This window comes from Marinomonas rhizomae, from assembly GCF_024397855.1.
GTDB classification, from domain to species: domain Bacteria; phylum Pseudomonadota; class Gammaproteobacteria; order Pseudomonadales; family Marinomonadaceae; genus Marinomonas; species Marinomonas rhizomae_A.
In genome coordinates this window covers 22,217-43,569 of record NZ_CP073343.1, presented here as the reverse complement: position 1 = coordinate 43,569, position 21,353 = coordinate 22,217, and the positions used below count along the sequence as shown (strand labels likewise).

The following is a 21,353-nucleotide window of genomic DNA, read 5'->3' as shown; positions in this document are numbered from 1 at the left end:
CCGTTTTTATTTTTAGATTTATATTATTGGTTTATCAATTACTTACTCATCTCAACAAGCACTTTACGAGTAAGTTCTGGGTGGTTTTCCATTAACTGAATACCATCGCCAATGTCGTTTAAAGCGATTCGATGACTGATTAAAGCCAAAGGATCCAAACGGCCTGACGAAATCATTTCAAGCACTTGAGGAAAACGGCGGTTATTAAGGCGAGAACCCACTATTGTCAGCTCTTTCTTAATCACTTCAATTTGCGCAAGATCGCTTGGCGTAGAGGTAAAGCCCAACAAACCAACACGTCCAGCAGGGCAGGCGATACGTAAAATTTCAGGTAAAAGAGCAGGAATACAAGCGGCATCGGCAATCAAAGGTACACCTTCGCCATTAGTCCATTCTTGGATACAGTCTTCAACTTTATTTACCCGACTATTGATCACGTCCGTTGCACCAAGCGCTTTGGCTGTTTCTAAGCGCTCATCAACAATATCAGTAACAATGATGCGTTCGATGCCCATGGCTTTCGCCACTTGCACGATAGTCAATCCAATGACTCCCGCGCCATACACCAACAAGGTGTCACCAGGGATAGGTTCCATGCGAGATAAAACATTGGTGGCAATGGAATAAGGCTCAACTAAGGCTGCTTGCTCAAGCGTGACATTGTCAGGAAGCACTAAAACGTTGCTTGCAGGCGCGCTGGTGAATTCGCCAAAGCCGCCATTACGGTGTACACCAAACACTTGTAGATTCGCACAGACGTTAAAGCGTCCTGCACGGCAGGCATAACATTCGCCACAACTAATAACAGGATCAACACAGACTTTATCGCCAACATTAACGTGCGTGACGCCTTCACCAACGGCGGCCACTACACCTGAAAACTCATGCCCTGTAATTCGAGGAAATTGCACGAAAGGGTTTTGCCCATGAATGATGTGAAGATCAGAGCCACAAATTCCTGCAAAGGCGGTTTTAATCAATACTTCACCCGCTTCAGCAACAGGCTGTTTGGTATCGATCAAGGCATAGTCATTTACATTTTCTACTTGAAACGCTTTCATAATTTTCTACCAATTCCACAAGGTGCCATCTTCAAGGCGATTAACCGGAAGATAAGCAGGTTTATAGGGATATTTCGCCGCAAGCTCTTCATCAATGTCGACACCATGGCCAGGTACGTCACCCGGCGTGAAGAAGCCATCGTTAAACTCATACGCATGAGGGAAAACAAGATCCGTTTCCTTGGTATGCGGCATGTGTTCTTGAATGCCAAAGTTCGGCACCCAGGTATCAAAGTGCAATGCTGCGCCCATACAAATAGGGGAAAGGTCCGTCGCACCATGGAAACCCGTTTTAACATGAAAGATAGACGCGAAATCGGCAATGCGCCGTACATTCGTTATGCCACCAGCATGGGTAATTGTCGCTCGGATATAGTCGATGAGCTGGTTTTGAATCAACTCTTGGCAATCAGACAAGCTATTGAAGACTTCGCCAATCGCAAGCGGCGTTGTCGTATGTTTGCGAATTAATTCATAAGAAGACTGATTTTCAACAGGCGTACAATCTTCTAGCCAAAATAAGTGAAATTTCTCAACTTCTTTACCTAAACGCGCAGCTTGGATTGGTGTAAGGCGATGATGTACATCGTGCAGTATATGCAAGTCTTCACCGAACTCTTTGCGCACAGCAGCAAATAGCTCAGGTACATGATTAAGGTACTTTTCCGTCGACCAAACATTCTCAGAAGGTAGAGCAGAGTCTGCAGGCTCATAAGGTTTGCCCGCTTCTTTAGAAACACCGTAGGTCGTTGGTATGCCTGGTATGCCACATTGCACTCGAACCGCTTTGTAGCCTAGTTCAACATGCTTGCGAACTTCTTCTAGGCAGGAATCAATATCTAATCCAGTGGCATGACCATAAACCGTCACTTTTTCACGGCTTTTTCCGCCAAGTAATTGGTACAAAGGCATACCAGCAAGTTTGGCTTTAATATCCCACAAAGCAACATCAACAGCGGCAATCGCCGTCATACCAACTGGACCTCGACGCCAATAAGCACCACGGTACAAGTACTGCCAAATGTCTTCTATTCGCTGTGGGTCTTTGCCAATTAGGGTAGGGATAACGTGGTCTTCAAGGTAAGAAACAACAGACTTTTCACGACCATTAAGCGTCGCATCGCCAATGCCATAAACACCTTCGTCTGTTTCTATTTTTAATGTGACTAGGTTGCGACCAGGACAGGTCACTATTACTTTTGCTGATCGAATTTTCATAAACTACGATACCTAATTATTTTTTTGGTATGCCAAATACCTATTATTTTCTCAAAATAGCTGAAAATTTCGCGTCTAACAAGTAAAAACAGCAAAATTGGCATACCAAATTGTAATTTATATCGGTCGGATTGATTAAAATATCGACTTTAAGTGTGTCTTACGTGAAAATGGCATACCAGATTAATGGCAATTAAAGTAACTAAGAATCCTCCTATGGCAGAACGACTCTACAGAGAAATTGGCGAAAGCATTAAGCAAGAAATTGCAAAATCCACAATGAAGATTGGTGATAAGTTACCTACGGAACGTGTTTACGCAGAATTATTTGGCGTCAGCAGAACCTTGGTAAGAGAAGCCTTCATCATGTTGGAAATTGAAGAGCTGATCGAAGTTAGAAAAGGCTCAGGCAGTTATTTGAAAAATAGCCTCGCTTCTTTACAGCCTATTATTCAGGTATCGGATGTCGGTCCATTTGAGTTATTACAAGCCCGCCAAGAGATTGAAAGCTCAATCGCCGCTTGCGCGGCGCCTGTTATCACTAAACAAGACCTTCAAAAGCTGCAAGATATTCTAGATATCGAAAGTGCGGAATTAGAAGTCGTCGAAAATGCCAATAACGCAGACAGAGACTTTCATTTGTCTATCGCTCAAGCTACTCAGAACACGGTGCTGCTGGATACAGCCACACGCTTATGGGATATGCGCGATGGTAATCCGATGTGGAAAAAGCTTCATGCTCGCATACAAGACACGTCGTATCATGATCAATGGTTAGACGATCACAAAAAAGTACTCGTTCAGCTGCGTAAACGAAATGCAGAGGGAGCAAGACAAGCCATGTGGCAGCATTTAGAGAACGTTAAACAAACCTTGTTTAAGCTCTCAGATACGGAAGCGCCAGATTTTGATGGTTATCTTTTTGCTCAACCGCACGACTAACCTCTAATACGGCGCAGAAATAAGCTCCTCAACCGTCTGATGTAACACTTTTAGGAACAATTCACGGGGTTTATTAGGTTGGGTGGTTTTCTTGCAAATCACGGCGACGCCTAAAGTGTAAGAGCGATTCTCTGGCGCGACAGCAAGTATTTTTCCAGATTCGACGTAGGGCTCCGCATAGCGTTCAGGTAAGAAGCCAATGTATCGACCAGATAGAATTAAGGCTAATCGGCTGTCGTAGAAGTAAGAAATCGCCGTCAGATTCATCCCAGATATTTGATCACTGATCGCTTCGTGCGGCTTTAATCCCGCATGAGTGGCAGGGAATTTGTTCACCTGTTCGTCCTGCTCTTCAATGAACATAGTCGCCAACGGGTGATCCTTGCCGCAATACAAATAACAATCATCGCTATATAAATGTACGTAACTTAGCCCGTCCAATTTGCGATGATAAGGAATAAATCCGATATCAGCCTCATCATTCAAAATCATGCGCTCAATGTTCGACATCGAAGACACGTTAGTAGTGATCGATACTTCTGGCGCGTCCGTGGAAAAGCGTTGAATCAATTCTGGAAAGTGACTACGCGGATCTAGGCTCACTTTGTCAGAAAGCGCGAGGCGAAGCTTTCCCGTCAAGCTGGCGTTTAGGTTATTGACTGTCGTTCGAAACGCGTCTAATGATTCGAGTAAGTTCTCGGTCATTTTATAAATGATGACGCCTTCTTCCGTGAGAGAGAATCCGCCGCGACCACGCTTACACAAAACAAGATTCAGGCGCGCTTCTAAATTAGAGATATGTAGACTGATAGTTGATCGGCCAATATTAAGCGAAGTTTCTGCCGCCGAAAACCCACCGCAATCGACGACGGTTTTAAAGACTTTTAATTGCTTGATCTCATAATCGCCGACCTGTCCCAGTGAATAATTCTTAACGCTCATTGCCTCTCCCCACGTGTACTAACCTAATCATCGCAATTTAGTTCGCTGATTATCTAACTTTACATTGATTTAAGCATCTTTGGCTTAAAAGCCCATATTGGTGTAGACGCTAGAGCGGGGTTAACTCACAGAATGAGCACAACGGCGTCCAACATTCATGGCGGATTCTGGCTATCGTGACACTCAAACAAGAGAAGAGTTAAAAGGTGTCAAAGCAAACGGGTTGATTGCATAGATTCCAATCTAAATATGTCTAAACTTATTATGAATATTGGTTGTTTTAGTGGTTTAACAAATACTTTTTCCTAGAATAATCTAGGATAGTTGAAATAAGTTCGTTCTTCTTTCAACTTTACATTGATCCACAACGACTCCCACCTATATAAGTTTATTTTATCACATATGATCTAAATATATGATTTTAATGCTCCCAGCTTTTCATCTAGCCTGTTTACCGTAATTAATACATTTAATATGGAGTTTTTTATGCCCTTAATGTCGTTATCTGTACGTCAAAAACTAATGGCAATTGTACTCCTTGTCTGCATTGGCTATGCAGGGTTTGGTGCCTACTCAGTTTATAATTTATCTTTGCTGTCTAGCGCCTCAGGTGACGCCAGTAATTTGAGCCGACTGACCACCCAAGTAAAAAATCTAGAAGTTTCTCTATTAAAGCTTGAACGAAAAATATCTGCGCTCACACCAAACGATGTAGAACCACTTAACCAAGAACTCAAGAGTATTAAAGAAACCATGGCCACAGGTTTTCAGATACCTCCTTCTCTGATCGATTCTGAAGGTATTTCACTGCTGGCAGATACACAAACCTTATTACCCAACTATATTACTGCCATTGAAAATTATCTAAAAACCCGCCAAACGCTAGGACTAAATAGCGAATCAGGGGCACTAGGAAAGTTAAATCAATCCGCCGACGAGCTGGCAGAAAAGTTCGGTACATTGGCTAGCTTTGGATCAAGCTTTAAAGACATAAGAAACCTAGAAAAAGACTTTCTTTTTTACAGAGATAACAGCCATCAAGAAGCTTTAATGGCGTCATTAAACGCACTGAAGGACAATATTAATAATCTCGGCTTTGACGATGTATTCGGCCCAATGATTCAAACCTATGAAGATGCCTTGGCCCCAGTTATTGCTCTCTCCATTGCCTTAAAAAAGCAACAAAGCGAACTTACAACATTAAGTAATCAATACACACAAGCCATGGATGAGAGCGCCAAATACCTGCAAAACACCTTACTGGCTAAGGCACAAATACGTTCATTAGAAACTGCTGAGCAAGCGCGCAGTTCTTTGGTAATCGCTTGTGTTTTACTTGCACTTGTTATCGGTCTTATTTTGTCGACGGTGATTCGCTCTTTAAACCGCAACCTAATCGCTGTGTTGGCGATATTAAAAGAAGTCGCGCAAGGCAAACTTGGTTCCCATAAACAGAACCAAGGTTCAGGTAATCCAGATGAATTCCAGCAACTATTTATTGCTTCAAACCAAATGTCCGATAGCCTGCGCTTATTGATTGGTCATTTAATCAACAGCAACGAGAAGCTGGTGCTCACGGCTGATGAGTTGGACAGCGGTATTCAAACCATTGTCAGCGGCAGTGAGCGAATTCGTGATCGAAGCAATACATTAGCCACTTCTACAGAAGAAATATCCGCCACCGCTGATACAGTACAATCAATGACGCAGAACGTGCAAAGCGCTGCCAATGTCGCTTATGAATCAGCAACCAGCGGTGTCACAGCCATGCGTGATGCCATGACCAGCATTAGCGATGTGGCACAAACCATTCAAGATACTAACGAACGAGTTGATCGCCTTGGTGCACTTTCTAAAGAGATTGATGTGGTTATTGAGCTCATCGTCGGTGTCGCAGAGCAGACGAGTCTATTAGCTCTCAACGCAGCTATAGAAGCGGCTCGTGCCGGAGAAGCAGGTCGTGGTTTTGCTGTTGTGGCAGACGAAGTTAAAACGCTTTCAGAGCAAACAGTAAAAGCATCGGGAAGTATTACAGAGAAAGTCGAAAATATTCAGAAGGAAACACAAGCAGTCATTGATGCTATGACGCTTAGCCTACAGAAAGTTGGTCGCAGCAAAGAACAAGGCGAAAACGCTGTCATGACGATCCATAGAGTCGAGCAAAACACTCTGGAAGCAATGAACCATACGCAGGAGATTACCCAAGCAATCAAAGAGGTTGCATTGACGACAGCACAAATGGCGCAAGACATGGACATCATTGCTCACGATATCAAAGACAATCACGCGGCAACACAATCTATCCAAATGGCCAATAAAAATGTTCATTTTCAAACAAACGAATTAGCCAAACAGATACAAGGTTTTGACATCACTTAGCGGTTTTAAAGACCGGCTTGAATAATCTAAAAAACAACCGCCCCACTTCGGGGCGTTTTTGTTATTGAAAGCCTTATTCAAATCGAGATTAAGAAAAAGTAAAAAACATGCACGTTTTCAACACGATAGATCAATATTATTCACTATAATGTTGCACTCTATTCACCTATTGCTTGCACGAATTTGGTGCGTTATGAGCATTTTTTGTGCGAGCCTGTCCTTTAGTTAACTGATTTTAAAAGGCTTTTCACTTTTTTAATTGTTTGATAGTGACAAAACTTTAGATAGATTTTACGCGCTTTAATGGTGGCGGCCTTTTTGAAAGTATCGAGTACAAGGCGTCACAACATTCAAGGCGTGACTTTTTTATGCACTTTTGCACTCGAGGTAGCTCAATGATTAAGACGATACTAAAAGTAAAAAAACGATTGGTTGTAAGCTCTCTAGCGGTAGCTCTTGGATTAGGCGCTGTCGCTTCTTCTGCTAACGCTGCAGATTATAACTGGCGCTTCGCTAACCTATACAGCCGTGGTTCTGCATTCGGCGCTGTGTATGAAGATTTAGCAAAAAACATTGAGACTATGTCTGACGGCCGCATCAAGGTACAGGTTCTTTATGACGGTGAAGGCGTGGGTGCATCTGGTATTTTTGGTGCCGTAAAAACGGGCCTAATCACGATGGGCGCAACCTTCCAATCTTTGAACGCGGGCGAGCTTCCAGCAGGTTTGGTGGAAATCGGTTTACCTGGCGGTACCAGTGACGTTGGTGAGCTAACGACCTTGTTCCAAGAAAAAGGCTGGGCTCCTATCCTTAAAGAAGCGTACGGTGCTCAAGGTCTAGTTTGGCTTGACCCTTACATTCAGCCAGCGGTATACGTTATTACCAAAGAGCCAATCAACTCAGTAGAAGACTTCCAAGGTTTGAAAATTCGAGCGCCTGGCGCATACGGCAAGTTCCTTCGTAACCTAGGCGCTTCTCCGGTATCGCTTGCTTGGTCTGAAATTTACACCTCGCTATCTACTGGTGTAATCGATGGCTCTATTGGCTCTAACATGATCGACCATCGCGATGGTAACCACGTTGAAGTAGCGAAATACATGTACCCACTTCCACTAGCTGGTGCTCAAGTGTTACCTATCATCGTTAACCAAAGCGCTTGGAACAAACTTCCAGCAGACTTGAAAGCAATTGTTAAAGCGGCAACAACGGTTCACGCTCAAGAGCAAATGACCAAGTCTAAACTTTGGGAATCTCAAGCAGTTGCTGACATGGAAGCGAAAGGACTTCAGTGGAGCCCAGAGCCAAGTGCTGAAGACAAAGCAGCATGGAAAGATGCTGGTGCGAAACTTTGGGATGAGTACGCAGCGGCAGACAAATACAGCAAAGAGTTAATTGACGTTCTACGTGAAGAACAGAAATAATTAACACAGTACTAACTAAAACGGCCTTCTTGATGAAGGCCGTTTTAGTTTTCCGATCCATCCTTACAGGTACAAAACAATGATAATGACTGCGATTAGACGTTATTGTCTAGGCGTCCACGCATTGGTGGCTTCCATTGGAAACTCCGTTTCCTATCTGATGCCAGTATTAGCATTTGTCGTTGCATTCGAGGTTTTCTCTCGTTACATCTTAGACAGCCCGACCATTTGGGCTTACGACACATCGCTATTTATTTTTGGTTACATTGCAGCACTAGGCGGCGCTTACGCCCAACAGCAACGTGCTCACATCAATGTCGACATCCTTTACAACAAAGTCTCTGCTCGAACCAAAAGCATATTTAACCTATTTTCATTCGCTCTCGCCATGTTCTTCATGATCATCGTCTGCAAAATGAGCATAGGTAAGTTTGAAGAAGCGCTCGAGTTTAATTACCGACGCCAAAGTGAATGGGCTCCTCATATGCATCATTACTGGCTAATGATGGCAATCGCTAGCGTGCTGCTAATTTTGCAACTTTCCAGCGACTGGATTGATTCCTTACATCAAGCGATTACTGGCAAACCCTTATTGCCAGAAGTACAGACAGAGCAAGAGGAAACGGCACCATGATTAGTATTGAACTATTAACGGGCATTTTATTCGCCTGCATCATAGCGTCGTTTGCCTTGGGGGCACCCGTTGGTTTAGCGCTTGGTGGCATTGCCATGGGTATTGGTTACATGACGTGGGGCGATGCGCTCTTTAACGTTATTCCCACTACGCTTGAGTCGACACATTTTAGTTTCATCCTGCTCGCCATCCCCTTGTATATTTACATGGGGCAATTGCTTACTCGCTCCGGCATTGGTGATGCCATGTTTAACGCCAGCCAAATGCTAATTGGTCGAGTACGTGGCTCACTCGCTATCAGCGTTATTGTGGTGTGTTCTATGATTGGTGCCATGGTTGGCATTATCGGCGCAGGTATCATGACGTCAGGCAGTATCGCATTGCGTCCCATGTTAGAGCGTGGCTATGATAAACGCCTTGCTTTAGGCGTCATCATGGCCGGTGGTGGTTTAGGTATTTTGATTCCACCTAGCATCCCAATGATCATGTTTGCATCGTCGACACAGAACTCAGTAGGGCGTATGTTTATTGGCGCTTTAATTCCAGCGCTTATCACAATTGTTTTGCTGATCGCTTACGTGGTGATTTCTTGTAAATTGAACCCTCAACGCGCACCCATGGATGTTGTGCCAGAAGTGCAACCAACACCAAAAGAGAAGTTTCTAACCGCTCGTGATGGCTTGCTAGCTCTGCTGCTGATTGTCGCGGTTTTGGGCAGTATTATCATGGGCATTGCGACGCCAACAGAATCCGGTGCCATCGGGGTCGTTGGCGCGATTATTTTGGCGATTTTCTTTAAACGATTCAAACCACGTATGGTTCAAAAAGCCGGCATGCAAGCAGCATTGCTTGTCACGGTCGCAATGTGGATTATCGTTGGGGCATCTGTGTTCAGTAACTTCCATTTGCTAATGGGCGTACAAAGCATGGTAGCCGGCTTCACCCAAGATTTGGGCTTACCACCAATCGTAGTCATCATGCTGTTCCAATTGATCATGCTGTTGCTGGGCTTCATTATCGATGAATTCATCATCGTTCTAATGTGTGCACCTATCTTCACACCGATTGCTGTATCCCTTGGTTATGATCCGATTTGGTTTGGTATCTTGATGATTCTAAATATTGAGATCGCCGTACAAACACCGCCTTATGGTTTTGCGTTGTTCTACCTAAAAGGCATCGCACCTCCAGGCATAACCATGTTGGATATCTACAAGTCCATTACGCCATTTGTATTGCTGAAACTTCTGGTTCTTGTCATCGTAATGATGTTCCCAGAATTGGTCACGTGGTTGCCTAACCAATTAATGGATGGCTAAAATCAATACCTTTTCGTAGTACAACAATAAAAAGGCGACTCTTACAAATTGAGTCGCCTTTTTTGTTTCAGTTTACTCGATAAATTGCCCTATAGATTAGTAACGCTTCAAGATAATCGCTGCGTTTACGCCACCAAAACCAAAGCCATTACATAATACATATTCAACACTTTTTTCTCGTGAAACCAATGGGATAAGATCCAAATCCGCCATACTGTCTTCTGGATTTTCAAGGTTTAGTGTCGGTGGCAAGATGCCTGATATTAGCGCCTGCGCACTGAAAATAGTTTCTACGCCACCGGCAGCACCTAGCAAATGACCCGTGGCAGATTTCGTCGATGAAATCGCAACCTTTGTCACCTTATCTCCAAACACTCGACGCAAAGCGTTTATCTCACCACGATCGCCCACTGGCGTCGACGTAGCATGAGCATTCACATAGCCAATTTGATCCGCAGAAATGCCAGCCATTTTAAGCGCTGTTTGCATCGCACGGGCAGCACCGTTGCCGTCTTCTGGGCCAGATGTCAGATGGTAAGCATCACCACTGGTGCCATAGCCAACAACCTCCGCCAATGGTGTGGCACCGCGAGCCAAAGCATGCTCAAGCGTTTCGAGCACAACTAAGCCTGCACCTTCGCCCATGACAAAGCCTTCGCGATCTTTATCAAAAGGGCGAGACGCTTTTTCAGGATCCTCATTTCTCGTAGAAAGCGCCTTCAAGGCACCAAAGCCAGCCAGAGACAAAGGATCAATACAGGCTTCCGTACCGCCAGCCAGAGCCACTTTCGCTTCACCCGTACGCAACAAGCGCATAGCATCACCAATCGCTTGCACGCCCGCGGCACAAGCGGTCACTGGCGTACCAATCGGTCCTTTGAAACCATATTTAATCGACACATTACCCGCCGCAAGATTGGCAAGAAAAGCAGGAACCGTGAAAGGCGACAAACGTCGAGCGCCTTGCTCCATTAGCGTTGTATGCGCTTGAGTGATCGTCGGTAAACCACCAATGCCAGTGGCAATGATGGTGGCGGTCGCTTCTTGATCTTCGACAGAAGCAGGGTGCCAATTCGCTTGAGATAGGGCTTCTTCAGCTGCAGCCAGAGCAAATAATGTAAACAAATCGACACGCTTACGATCTTTAGATGACAGATAGTCCGATTCATTCAAACCGTTTTCTTGCTCTGTATGACCGGGAACTTGTCCTGCGATATGAGTAGTTAGCCCTTCAGACAGAGTGGTAGGCAGCAAACGAATACCTGATTGCCCTCGAATCAATCTGTCCCAAACCGATGTCACGCCTAAACCCAGTGGTGACACCAAACCCATACCAGTAATAACAATTCGTTCTTTAAGTGACATGAGATAACCCTCTTAAGTTTCAGCAGAAAGAAAGTCACCATGCTAGAGTGAGTCTAAATATGATCAAGATAATATTTAGAAAGCGTTTTACAATGTCGCTCTAGCGTTTCATTTTGGAGGTTAATTATGTCTTACACCCCAAGACACAAAGAACAAACCAGACAACGAATATTACAAGCCGCGGCAAAACTATTTTGCTCCCATGGTTTTGATCGCGTCACACTGAATCAAATCATGAAAAAAGCCAACATGACACATGGTGCGTTTTATGCGCATTTTTCTGGTAAAAGCAGTCTATATGAAGCGGCCATGCAGTTCGCCACATCTAATGGTTTTTGGGCGAGGGACGACAAACAGACCGAAGGAAAAGAAACTCATATCAAGGCACTAGTAACTCGCTACCTAAGCTGGGGACGAAATGACAAAGAACATCCATCGCCTTTGGAATTTTTAGTCACAGACGCGGCGCACAAAGAAGAGAAAGTTCGCCAAGCCTACCAAGCGTGTTTTGATAGCCTAGTCGAACGTCTTACTGAGATTCTAAAAAAACGCGGCAACAAAGAAGCCGAAGCGCTAGCGGAAGAGACCGTGGTTTCATTAGTGGGAACCGTCGCCATCGCACGGTCTTTTGCGCAACCACTGCAAAGCGACTTCTTAAAACGCGCCCAAGAACGCATCGTCAATCGGCTTAACGGCACAGCAAAGTGTTGATTTAAGAAAATTCAGTGTGGAATTCACTATAGATCATAGTGAATTTATTTATATTTTTTCACGTGAAACAATCAGATAAGGTAAAGGAAAGAACAAGAAGAGTAACGCTTACTCTTCTTCCTCGTTTTCTAGATACCAGTTCATTACATAGGGGGCAAGTTCAGCACCCGATACAAAGAAGTGGCCGTTGAGCAGGGTTTCTCTTTGGTTGTAACGAAAGGGTTTTCCATCCGGTGTGACGAGCATTCCGCCAGCGGCTTCGATGATGGCTTGCTGAGCGGCGGTGTCCCATTCACTGGTTGGGCCACGACGCAGATGCAAGTCAGCAATCCCTTCTGCAATTCGGCAGCCTTTGATTGAACTGCCTTTTGGTAACTCTCGCACTTGCTCGTAACTTTGCTTTAATTTATTTTTCAGCGAGGCTGGAAGAGCAGGGCCGTGACTACGACTTGTCATGGCAATAATAGGTTCGCGTGGTTCACGAACATTGATACTTTCGTATTCATCACCTTGCCATTTAAATGCGCCGACCGGTAAGTTTTTCCATGACTGGGTAACACCAAAATAGCCTTCGGTTGTGGTTGGCAAATACACCACACCAAGAATGGGCGAGCCATTTTCAACCAAGGCGATATTAATACTGAATTCACCATTACGCTTGATAAATTCTTTGGTGCCGTCGAGCGGATCGACGATCCACAACATTGGCCATTTAGAACGCTCTTCAAACGCCACCACGCCTTCTTCCGACAAAACCGGAATATCAGGTGTAAGTGCTTGCAAACCTGCTAGAATCACTTTGTGCGCAGCGAGATCGGCAGCGGTCACTGGACTGTCGTCCAGCTTTTGCTCGATACCCAAATCGGCACGTTGATAAATGTCCATGATCACATCGGCGGCATCGTGTATTATTTTTTGAAGAGCTTGGAAAATTGGGTGTCTACTAACGTCCTGCATAACAGCCTCAAATATGACAACAGAATAGGGTCAACGCATTCTTATGAGTAAACCAGAAAAACAGTCGGCACCACAAGCCGTTCGTTTAGATAAGTGGCTTTGGGCCGCACGTTTTTATAAAACTCGCTCACTTTGCAAGGAAGCCATCGATGGTGGCAAGGTGACTTATAACGGCAGTAAGGGTAAAGCTAGCCGTAATGTGGAAATTGGTGCCTTAATTGGTATTCGCCTTGGTTGGGACGAAAAGGTTGTCGAAATCAAAGATATCAGCGGCCAACGTCGTGGCGCACCAGAAGCACAGTTGCTTTATGAGGAAACGCCTGAGTCGATTGCAAAACGTGAAAAACGCGTGCTCGAAAACAAGTCTTTTGGTGGCCGAATTATGTCCGACCACAAACCCAACAAAAAAGAGCGCCGTGACATTAAGCAGCTGAAAAAAGATATCTTTAGCGACAACTAAATTATGTCGTCATACTTTAAAGTGCATAAGGTCTTTATTGCCCATTCAACAGCGACAATAAAGACCTTCACGATTCTCCACACAACCATACAATTCCAATTCCATTAAGACCTGCATCATCAATCCCGCGTGCATTTTGCTTTGCCGAATCAAGGCATCAAAATCCATTGGTTGTGCTTCTTGCTCCATAATGACAATTATCGCTTTGGCGTTATCAGAAGTTGATTCTGGCAGATCACGAAACGGATTCGACGCTAAAATAGAAACGCTTTCTATTGCTTGGTTTGTGTTTTCAGATGATCGCTTTTTATTATTCTTGGTCGTCTTATTATTCTTGGTCGTCGTTAATCTCTTGGTTAGAGGAGCAGAGGGCAGCTCTGAACACTCAGCCAGAATATCATCCACATGACGAACCAAAGTAGCGCCTTGCCGAAGTAGTTGATGACAACCCACTGATTTTGGATCAGTCAAACGTCCGGGCAAAGCAAACACTTCCCGGTTTTGTTGGATGGCATAACTGGCGCTGATCAAGGAGCCACTTTTGACGGACGCTTCAGACACCAACACGCCCATACTCAAACCGCTGATGATTCGATTACGCGGTGGAAATAGGTGAGGTCTGGGACTGGTTGATAGTGGGTATTCACTTATTAATACGCCGTCTTGCTCTAGGATTTCTTCAAACATCTCTCGATTATGATGCGGGTAGCGGTGAAATAAGCCCGTGCCCATAACGGCAATAGTGGGTGTTGTCTTGTTGTATAGAGCACCTTGATGGGCAGCGGTATCAATTCCCATGGCACCACCACTGACCACACAAATACCACGAGCGGATAATTGCTCTGCAAACTGAAAGGTGGCGTCTCTTCCATAGCGAGAGCACTTACGCGCGCCGACAATACCAATTTTCGGTAACGCCAACCCGTCAGGATTGCCCTCCACGTAAAGAAAGGCTGGCGCAACAGTGATTTCTTTTAAGGCTTTGGGATAGAGCTCATCTTCTTGCAACACCAAATGATGATTGGCGTCTTCCATCCATGCTAACGATTCATCTCGTTTGCTTTCTTGCTCCTTGGTCAGAGTGCCATTGGAAAAATACTCCATGGCCTGATGCGCAGTAATGTCTGGCCACTTTAAGGCGGTCAATAATTCATAAGAAATAGTTTCGGATGAGTTATCGCCACTAAACAAGGATAAGGTTTCAGTGCCCTCTGTTGATGTAGGATGATCGAGTTGACTAAGGTAAGTATAAAGACGTGAGAGTCGGGATGGACCGATTCCCGATAAGAAACTTAAGCATAACCAATCGGTTTTAGACAAACCTGTGGCGTTAAAAGTAGACATGATAAACGGCTTCCTTCCGAATTAAACATGGGCATTCCTTGCCCGTACGTTTACTTAAAAAACAAAATAAGAGTACTTAAAATACAAAGCCAAGAGCGAATAGTCTTTGGCTATGGAGGCTATTCAATCATATTGGCCAAAAAACCGCCATGAGAAGACTGCTCAACGGCCAGACTTGCGTTACAATAGACGTAATGAAAAGAGTAGGAGAGAGTGTCTCCACTCATGAACAAAGACACATCGTTGGAAAAGATCATGGCTGTTTTAACTGTACTTGAATACCCAGACAAACGCTTACGCAAAATTGCGAAGCCAATTACCGAGTTCACTGATGAGCTGCAAACTCAAATCGATGACATGCTTGATACCATGTATGACGAGAACGGTTTGGGCTTGGCTGCGACACAAGTGGATTATCATCATCGTCTTGTCGTAATGGATTTTTCTGAAGAACGTAACGAGCCGATCGTTTTTATTAACCCAGAATTCGAAATTTTAGACGACGAGCCAAATGAATTCCAAGAAGGTTGTTTGTCTGTACCAGGCTTTTACGAACACATTTATCGTGCTGCTAAAGTACGAGTGAAAGCATTAGACCGCAACGGTGAACCCTTCACTATGGATGTCGACGAGCTTCTTGCAGTTTGTGTTCAACATGAGATTGATCACCTAGATGGCAAACTTATGGTCGATTATTTGACGCCTCTAAAACGCAATCGCATTAAGAGCAAGCTCGAAAAAGCTCACAAGCTGGCTCTTAAGCAAGGCTAAAAGAACGTTCTTTTAGCCTAAAGAACATTGATACTCGTATTATAAAATCAGGCTTTGGCCTGATTTTTTGTTAAGGAACCTTTATGCCAACCTCACCACTTCGTATCGTTTTTGCGGGCACACCAGAATTCGCAGCAGCTAGCTTGCAAGCAGTCTTAGACTCTAAAGCAGACAACCAATATTACATTGTCGGCGTTTATACTCAGCCAGATCGCCCGGCAGGGCGCGGTCAGAAACTGGTTCAAAGCCCAGTGAAACAGCTAGCCATTGCCAACGATATTCCCGTTTATCAACCGCTAAATTTCAAGCTAGAAGAAGACAAGGCACAGCTTGCTGCGTTAGATGCAGACATTATGATTGTCGCGGCTTATGGCATCATTCTCCCGAAAGTTGTCTTAGATACGCCCAAACTTGGTTGCATCAATGTCCATGCTTCCTTACTGCCTCGCTGGCGTGGCGCAGCTCCTATCCATCGCTCTTTGATTGCAGGCGATAGCGAAACTGGCATCACCATTATGCAAATGGATGTGGGCTTAGATACGGGTGACATGCTGTTAAAGGCACACTGCGATATCAAGCCGACAGACACGTCTGCAACACTGCATGATCGATTAGCGGTTTTGGGTGGTAACGCATTAATTGAAGCTCTAGAGAAACTGAAAACGGGTTCATTGGTTCCAGAGCAACAAGATGAAAGCCTTACTTGCTACGCCGCCAAATTAACCAAGCAAGAAGGAGAGGTGAACTGGGCATCTTCGGCAGAATTGATCGAGCGTCAGGTTCGTGGCTTGTCTCCTTGGCCTGTAGCTTACACAAACAGCCTTGCTGGTGTGATGAAAATCCATGCAGCGCATATTGCCAGCGTGAACGATGAAGCCTCGCCTGGTGATATTTTGGTAGTGAGCAAAGAGGGCGTTATCGTCGCAACAGGGCAAGGTTCTATTTTAATTACTGAGATCCAATTTGCAGGCGGCAAGCGCATGAAAGTACAAGACGCCTTAAATGGTAAACACAAAGCCGCTTTAGAAATTGGTCAACGCCTTGGCGTTAATCAAACTGAAAACAAGAGTGAGCAAACAGCATGAACCAATACGACAATGCTTTCTCATCCAACTCAAGTCAGTCTGGAACAAGTACGGGACAACAAAGCCCTCGCCAAGTAGCCGTTAAAATCCTAACCAATATTTTACTTCAGCAAGGGTCGCTTAGTACGCAATTGGCGCGCCATCAACTTGACGTCGCTAGCGAACACACTCCTATGCTGAAAGAATTATGCTTTGGTGTATGTCGTCAGTATCCAAGACTAAACAGCATCGCACTGCATTTATTGGCGCATCCTTTTGAAGAAAAGGACACAGATTTATATGCCGTCTTACTTTTAGGTTTGTATCAATTAACCTACATGAACACGCCAGATCATGCGGCGGTAAATGAAACAGTAGAAGCCTGTCGTCTATTGAATAAAGACTGGGCGACCAAGTTAATGAATGCAGTGCTTCGTCGTTATCAAAGAGAAGCAGACGAGATCGTTGAGATTCTTGAAGCTCAGCCTTCCGTAGAATTCAATATGCCCAAATGGCTCGTAAAGCGTTTTAATAAGCATTGGTCGGAGCATCTTGAAGACATTATCGACGCCAGTAACACGCATCCACCCATGTGTATTCGTGTCAACGAAAGTCTGGTTTCACGTGAAACATACAAACAGAAGCTTGCGGATTTGGGTATAGACTCAGAAGAAGGTAAGTATTCAGATTCAGCTTTGTACCTAAGAAATGCCGTTCGCGTTGGAGAGCTACCAGGTTTTGATGATGGTTTTGTTAGTGTTCAAGATGAAGCGGCCCAGCTTTCTGCCCATATTTTATCGCCCAAAAGCGGTGAGAAGGTATTGGATGCGTGTGCAGCACCTGGAGGAAAAACTGGCCACTTATTAGAGAAAGCCAACTTGACAGGACTGAGCTCAATGGAACTCACTGCCGTTGAACTAGAGCCATGGCGCATGGAAAAAATCGAATCCAATTTGGCTCGCCTTGGCTATTCTGCTCATCTAATTTGTGCCGATGCGAGTGATCTTGATGCATGGTGGGATGGCGAGCATTTCGACAAAATACTACTCGATGTGCCATGTACTGCAACAGGCGTTATTCGTCGCAATCCCGATATTAAGATCAATCGAAAGCCCGCAGACATTGATGACCTAGTTCTCATTCAGCGAGAGATCCTTAATAAGGTTTGGACGACATTAAAATCTGGCGGCTTCATGCTGTACGCAACTTGCTCCTTAATGCCGGAAGAAAACGAGCAACACATTCAACATTTTCTTGCGAAGCAAGAAGATGCTAAAGAAGTTCCTTTGAACTCATTAGCACCCGACTTGGCGGTAGAGTGGGGAATTCCAGTTAGCCATGGCCGACAGTTATTTCCACATACAGACGGTCATGATGGTTTTTACTACTGCCTTCTGCAAAAGGCTTGAATGTCGTCAGCAAGTAAAAATCCTACAGTAGGCACAGATCAACTCAAGCAAACAACTGAAAAATAAATCGTTTTATAAAAAGGCCCGACAAATTGTTTCACATGAAACACAGTTTGTTGGGTCTTCTTTTATACAGGGCTTGATGATGCAAGGCTAAAGATTCAACATTGAGTTAGCGATTTCAATACTCGTAAAGGAGAGCTTTCATCGGATTGCATGATCATCCAAAATAATTACGAGTATTTATCAACTTCAAGTTAAATAATTGTCCTTATGTGGGTAAACTTGCTCTACTTGATTCGAGCAAAAAATATGCACGCTCGATAGACCAACGACTCAATTTTGACATTTGAATTAATACACTCAACAAAGAGCCATAAATACATCACGCTCTAAGGCAGACTATGAAAATCATCATTATAGGTGCGGGCCAAGTTGGCGCCACGCTTGCAGAAAACTTAGCAAGTGAAGATAACGATATTACCGTCATTGATACAGATTTAACTCGCCTTAGAGAGCTACAAGATCGTCTCGACATTCAAACGGTTGAGGGCAGTGGTTCACACCCTGCAGTATTAGATCAGGCCGGTTGCAACGATGCAGACATGCTCATTGCGGTGAGCAACCAAGATGAAACCAACATGATCGCCTGTCAGATTGCTCATACGCTCTTTAAAACGCCGACTAAGATTGGTCGTGTTCGCTCTAGTGCTTACGCAAACTACCCAGAACTCTTTGTGGATTCCGCTATCCCAATGGATGTTCGTATCAGCCCAGAAAAAGAAGTGACGAAACATTTAAGTCGTTTGATTCGCTATCCAGGTGCGTTGCAGGTGATGGAATTTGCGGAAGGCAAAGTACAGCTTGTTGTCGTCAAGGCAGAAAAGGGCGGTCCACTGATTGATCAACCTATCAGTTTCTTAAAAGAACACATGCCCTCGATCCAAACGCGTATTGCGGCAATTTATCGTGATGGTAAGTCAATTTCCCCTGATGGCAACACTGAGATTCGCGCCAACGATGAAGTCTTCTTTCTGACCGCACAACGAGATGTATTGGATGTAATGAGTGAGTTGCGCCCATTGGATGTTCCTTATCGCCGTATCATCATCGCTGGCGGCGGTAACATTGGCGAGCGTTTGGCACAGAGTTTGGAAAAAGAATACCGCGTTAAAATCATCGAACGGGATCCTGAACGTTGCCGTTATTTGTCCGAAACCTTGGACAACACCATAGTGCTCAACGGCGATGCGTCTAAGCAGGAATTGCTGCTTGAAGAAAACATAGAATCCACCGATGTATTCTGTGCTTTAACCAACAACGACGAAGCCAATATTATGTCTTCTATGTTGGCAAAAGTACTTGGCGTTCGCACCGTTATGACCATCATCAATAACCCTGCGTACGTCGACATTGTTCAAGAAGGCATGATCGACATTGCGATTTCGCCACAACAAACCACCATCAGTTCGCTGCTAAGTTATATCCGACGCGGTGACGTGGTGAACGTTCACTCGATGCGCAAAGGGGCTGCGGAAGCATTAGAAGCGGTTGCTCATGGCGATTATCGTTCTTCGAAAGTAGTTGGCCGCAGCATTGCCAATTTGAATTTACCTGAGGGAGCGACCATTGGAGCAATCGTTCGTGAGGACGATTTGATTGTTGCCACCAGTGAATTGGTTATTCAAGCAGAAGATCACGTCATTATTTTCGTGACTAACAAGAAACAAATTCCAGCGGTAGAGCAGCTATTCCAAGTGGGTTTAACCTTCTTTTAATTAGACAATTTTCAACCAAGTTAGAAGCGCATATCATTGTGCTTCAGCCGGTTTTTAACCACGGCCCGACACGAGAATACGTCGGGTTCTAGGAAGCATGTATGCATTTTAGTGTTATTTTAAGAGTCATCGGATTATTGGTTATGGTGTTCAGTGTGTCGCTGATTCCGCCAATAATTGTCTCTTTGATTTATTCTGATGGCGCGCTCAATGCGTTTCTTTATGCGTTAGGAATAAACTTAATCGGCGGCTTTCTTCTGTGGTTCCCTGTTCGTAATGAACGCGGTGAATTAAAGATTCGCGATGGTTTCTTGGTGACAGTACTGTTTTGGACGGTATTGGGCTTGTTCGGTTCGGTGCCGTTCTTCTTAGCGGAAACACCAGACTTAAGCTTTACCGATGCCTTGTTTGAATCGATTTCAGGACTCACCACCACAGGGGCCACCATCCTCATCGGCATTGATGCTTTGCCTCAGTCTATATTGTTCTATCGACAGCTACTTACTTGGTTAGGCGGCATGGGTATCATCGTATTGGCCGTTGCCATTATGCCAATGCTGGGTATCGGCGGTATGCAGCTTTACCGTGCAGAAACTCCTGGTCCAGTTAAAGACACCAAGCTCACGCCTCGTATTGCCGAAACCGCAAAAGCGCTTTGGTACATTTATGCAACCTTAACCAGCGTTTGTGCTTTGGGTTATTGGATTGCAGGAATGAGCTTATTCGATGCCATTTGCCATAGTTTTTCGACGGTCGCGATAGGCGGTTTCTCAACTCATGATGAGAGTATAGGTTACTTCAATAGTGTCGCTATCGAAATGATTTGTACCTTCTTTATGATTGTTTCGGCATTCAACTTCGCTCTGCATTTCTACGCTTGGCGTCATAAAAGCGTATGGCATTATTTTAAAGATCCAGAAGCACGTTTCTTTTTATTGATCCTGTCCTGTACGGTTATTTTGTCGACTCTCGTGCTTGCCATGACATCGACTTACGATTGGAGTTCATCGATTCGCTATGCGGTATTCGAGAGTGTTTCCATCGCAACGACATCCGGCTTTGGCACATCGGACTTCGCTAGCTGGCCGCATTTCTTGCCTTTCTTGTTGATCGTTACGTCGTTTGTCGGTGGCTGTGCCAGTTCGACAGGCGGTGGCATGAAAGTAATACGTATTCTGTTAATCCTTAAACAGGGTATGCGTGAGATCAAACGTTTGATTCACCCAAATGCGGTTATTCCGGTTAAAGTGGGCGGCAAGGCCATCAATGAAAGAGTGGTATCTGCAGTGTGGGGCTTCTTCTCAGCCTACTTACTAGTTTACGTGGTACTAATGATTGGCTTAATGGCAACGGGATTGGATCAAGTCACGGCTTGGTCTGCCGTTGCAGCAACATTGAATAACTTAGGTCCGGGCTTAGGCGACGTCGCTTCTAGCTTTACGAATGTCAGTGATCCAGCAAAATGGATGCTGTGTTTTTCTATGTTGTTGGGTCGTTTGGAAGTCTTTACCTTGTTGGTATTGTTCACTCCAATGTTTTGGCAAAAATAGACAGTAATACATGTTAGAAGGATTAAGA

At 44.6% G+C, this 21,353-nt stretch carries 18 protein-coding genes and 1 pseudogene; 13 read left to right on the top strand and 6 right to left on the bottom strand.

The features are described 5' to 3' along the window. Nucleotides 1-38: 38 nt before the first annotated feature. Entirely contained in the window at nt 39-1,061 is a 1,023-nt protein-coding gene (locus KDW99_RS00185; RefSeq protein ID WP_255827335.1) for a Zn-dependent oxidoreductase, read from the bottom strand. Nucleotides 1,062-1,067: 6 nt separating this feature from the next. Next, on the bottom strand, nt 1,068-2,279 hold the full coding sequence (manD, locus tag KDW99_RS00180) for a D-mannonate dehydratase ManD (RefSeq protein ID WP_255827334.1): 1,212 nt from the start codon (nt 2,277-2,279) through the stop codon (nt 1,068-1,070). Between the two features lie 216 nt (nt 2,280-2,495). Between manD and KDW99_RS00175 the strand changes: the two genes are divergently transcribed. Continuing rightward, nucleotides 2,496-3,221 carry an FCD domain-containing protein gene (locus KDW99_RS00175; RefSeq protein WP_255827333.1) on the top strand — a complete coding sequence of 242 codons (726 nt, stop codon included), beginning with the start codon at nt 2,496-2,498 and terminating at the stop codon, nt 3,219-3,221. A 3-nt stretch (nt 3,222-3,224) separates the two neighbouring features. Here the strand turns inward: KDW99_RS00175 and KDW99_RS00170 are convergent, their stop codons facing one another. Next, nucleotides 3,225-4,163, bottom strand: coding sequence for a LysR family transcriptional regulator (locus KDW99_RS00170; protein WP_255827332.1), 939 nt, complete (start codon nt 4,161-4,163; stop codon nt 3,225-3,227). A 78-nt stretch (nt 4,164-4,241) separates the two neighbouring features. Between KDW99_RS00170 and KDW99_RS00165 the strand changes: the two are divergent. The 5 genes and pseudogenes from KDW99_RS00165 to KDW99_RS00145 form a co-directional block, all read left to right on the top strand. Further along, a pseudogene (locus tag KDW99_RS00165) lies at nt 4,242-4,395 on the top strand (IS5/IS1182 family transposase); the annotation flags it as partial. Nucleotides 4,396-4,649: 254 nt separating this feature from the next. Next, nucleotides 4,650-6,542, top strand: a complete 1,893-nt coding sequence (locus KDW99_RS00160; protein WP_255827331.1) for a methyl-accepting chemotaxis protein — start codon at nt 4,650-4,652, stop codon at nt 6,540-6,542. Nucleotides 6,543-6,937: 395 nt separating this feature from the next. Further along, nucleotides 6,938-7,963, top strand: a complete 1,026-nt coding sequence (locus tag KDW99_RS00155) for a TRAP transporter substrate-binding protein (protein WP_255827330.1) — start codon at nt 6,938-6,940, stop codon at nt 7,961-7,963. A 79-nt stretch (nt 7,964-8,042) separates the two neighbouring features. Beyond that, nucleotides 8,043-8,597 carry a TRAP transporter small permease subunit gene (locus KDW99_RS00150; protein WP_255827329.1) on the top strand — a complete coding sequence of 185 codons (555 nt, stop codon included), beginning with the start codon at nt 8,043-8,045 and terminating at the stop codon, nt 8,595-8,597. After that, nucleotides 8,594-9,916 carry a TRAP transporter large permease gene (locus tag KDW99_RS00145; protein ID WP_255827328.1) on the top strand — a complete coding sequence of 441 codons (1,323 nt, stop codon included), beginning with the start codon at nt 8,594-8,596 and terminating at the stop codon, nt 9,914-9,916. The genes KDW99_RS00150 and KDW99_RS00145 overlap by 4 nt, the downstream gene beginning before the upstream one ends. A gap of 96 nt (nt 9,917-10,012) precedes the next feature. Here the strand turns inward: KDW99_RS00145 and fabF are convergent, their stop codons facing one another. After that, nucleotides 10,013-11,281 (bottom strand): beta-ketoacyl-ACP synthase II, encoded by a 1,269-nt coding sequence (gene fabF / locus KDW99_RS00140; protein ID WP_255827327.1) that lies wholly within the window; start codon nt 11,279-11,281, stop codon nt 10,013-10,015. A 126-nt stretch (nt 11,282-11,407) separates the two neighbouring features. On the opposite strand from fabF, the gene KDW99_RS00135 reads away from it, so the two are divergent. Continuing rightward, nucleotides 11,408-11,992 carry a TetR/AcrR family transcriptional regulator gene (locus tag KDW99_RS00135; RefSeq protein WP_255827326.1) on the top strand — a complete coding sequence of 195 codons (585 nt, stop codon included), beginning with the start codon at nt 11,408-11,410 and terminating at the stop codon, nt 11,990-11,992. A gap of 108 nt (nt 11,993-12,100) precedes the next feature. Here KDW99_RS00135 and cysQ read toward each other — a convergent pair whose 3' ends face one another. Further along, nucleotides 12,101-12,949 carry a 3'(2'),5'-bisphosphate nucleotidase CysQ gene (gene cysQ / locus KDW99_RS00130; RefSeq protein WP_255827325.1) on the bottom strand — a complete coding sequence of 283 codons (849 nt, stop codon included), beginning with the start codon at nt 12,947-12,949 and terminating at the stop codon, nt 12,101-12,103. Nucleotides 12,950-12,992: 43 nt separating this feature from the next. Between cysQ and KDW99_RS00125 the strand changes: the two genes are divergently transcribed. Continuing rightward, nucleotides 12,993-13,409, top strand: a complete 417-nt coding sequence (locus KDW99_RS00125; RefSeq protein WP_255827324.1) for an RNA-binding S4 domain-containing protein — start codon at nt 12,993-12,995, stop codon at nt 13,407-13,409. Nucleotides 13,410-13,454: 45 nt separating this feature from the next. On the opposite strand, the gene dprA is transcribed toward KDW99_RS00125, so the two are convergent. Then, nucleotides 13,455-14,753 carry a DNA-processing protein DprA gene (gene dprA / locus KDW99_RS00120; RefSeq protein WP_255827323.1) on the bottom strand — a complete coding sequence of 433 codons (1,299 nt, stop codon included), beginning with the start codon at nt 14,751-14,753 and terminating at the stop codon, nt 13,455-13,457. A 255-nt stretch (nt 14,754-15,008) separates the two neighbouring features. On the opposite strand from dprA, the gene def reads away from it, so the two are divergent. The 5 genes from def to KDW99_RS00095 all read left to right on the top strand — a co-directional run bounded on the left by def (nt 15,009) and on the right by KDW99_RS00095 (nt 21,325). Further along, a complete protein-coding gene (gene def, locus KDW99_RS00115) occupies nt 15,009-15,524 on the top strand; it encodes a peptide deformylase (RefSeq protein ID WP_255827322.1) in 516 nt (171 codons plus the stop codon). A gap of 83 nt (nt 15,525-15,607) precedes the next feature. Further along, nucleotides 15,608-16,609, top strand: coding sequence for a methionyl-tRNA formyltransferase (fmt, locus tag KDW99_RS00110; protein ID WP_255827321.1), 1,002 nt, complete (start codon nt 15,608-15,610; stop codon nt 16,607-16,609). Next, nucleotides 16,606-17,997 carry a 16S rRNA (cytosine(967)-C(5))-methyltransferase RsmB gene (gene rsmB / locus KDW99_RS00105; RefSeq protein ID WP_255827320.1) on the top strand — a complete coding sequence of 464 codons (1,392 nt, stop codon included), beginning with the start codon at nt 16,606-16,608 and terminating at the stop codon, nt 17,995-17,997. The genes fmt and rsmB overlap by 4 nt, the downstream gene beginning before the upstream one ends. A gap of 404 nt (nt 17,998-18,401) precedes the next feature. After that, entirely contained in the window at nt 18,402-19,775 is a 1,374-nt protein-coding gene (gene trkA, locus KDW99_RS00100) for a Trk system potassium transporter TrkA (RefSeq protein WP_255827319.1), read from the top strand. Nucleotides 19,776-19,876: 101 nt separating this feature from the next. Beyond that, nucleotides 19,877-21,325, top strand: coding sequence for a TrkH family potassium uptake protein (locus KDW99_RS00095; protein ID WP_255827318.1), 1,449 nt, complete (start codon nt 19,877-19,879; stop codon nt 21,323-21,325). Nucleotides 21,326-21,353 lie beyond the last annotated feature (28 nt).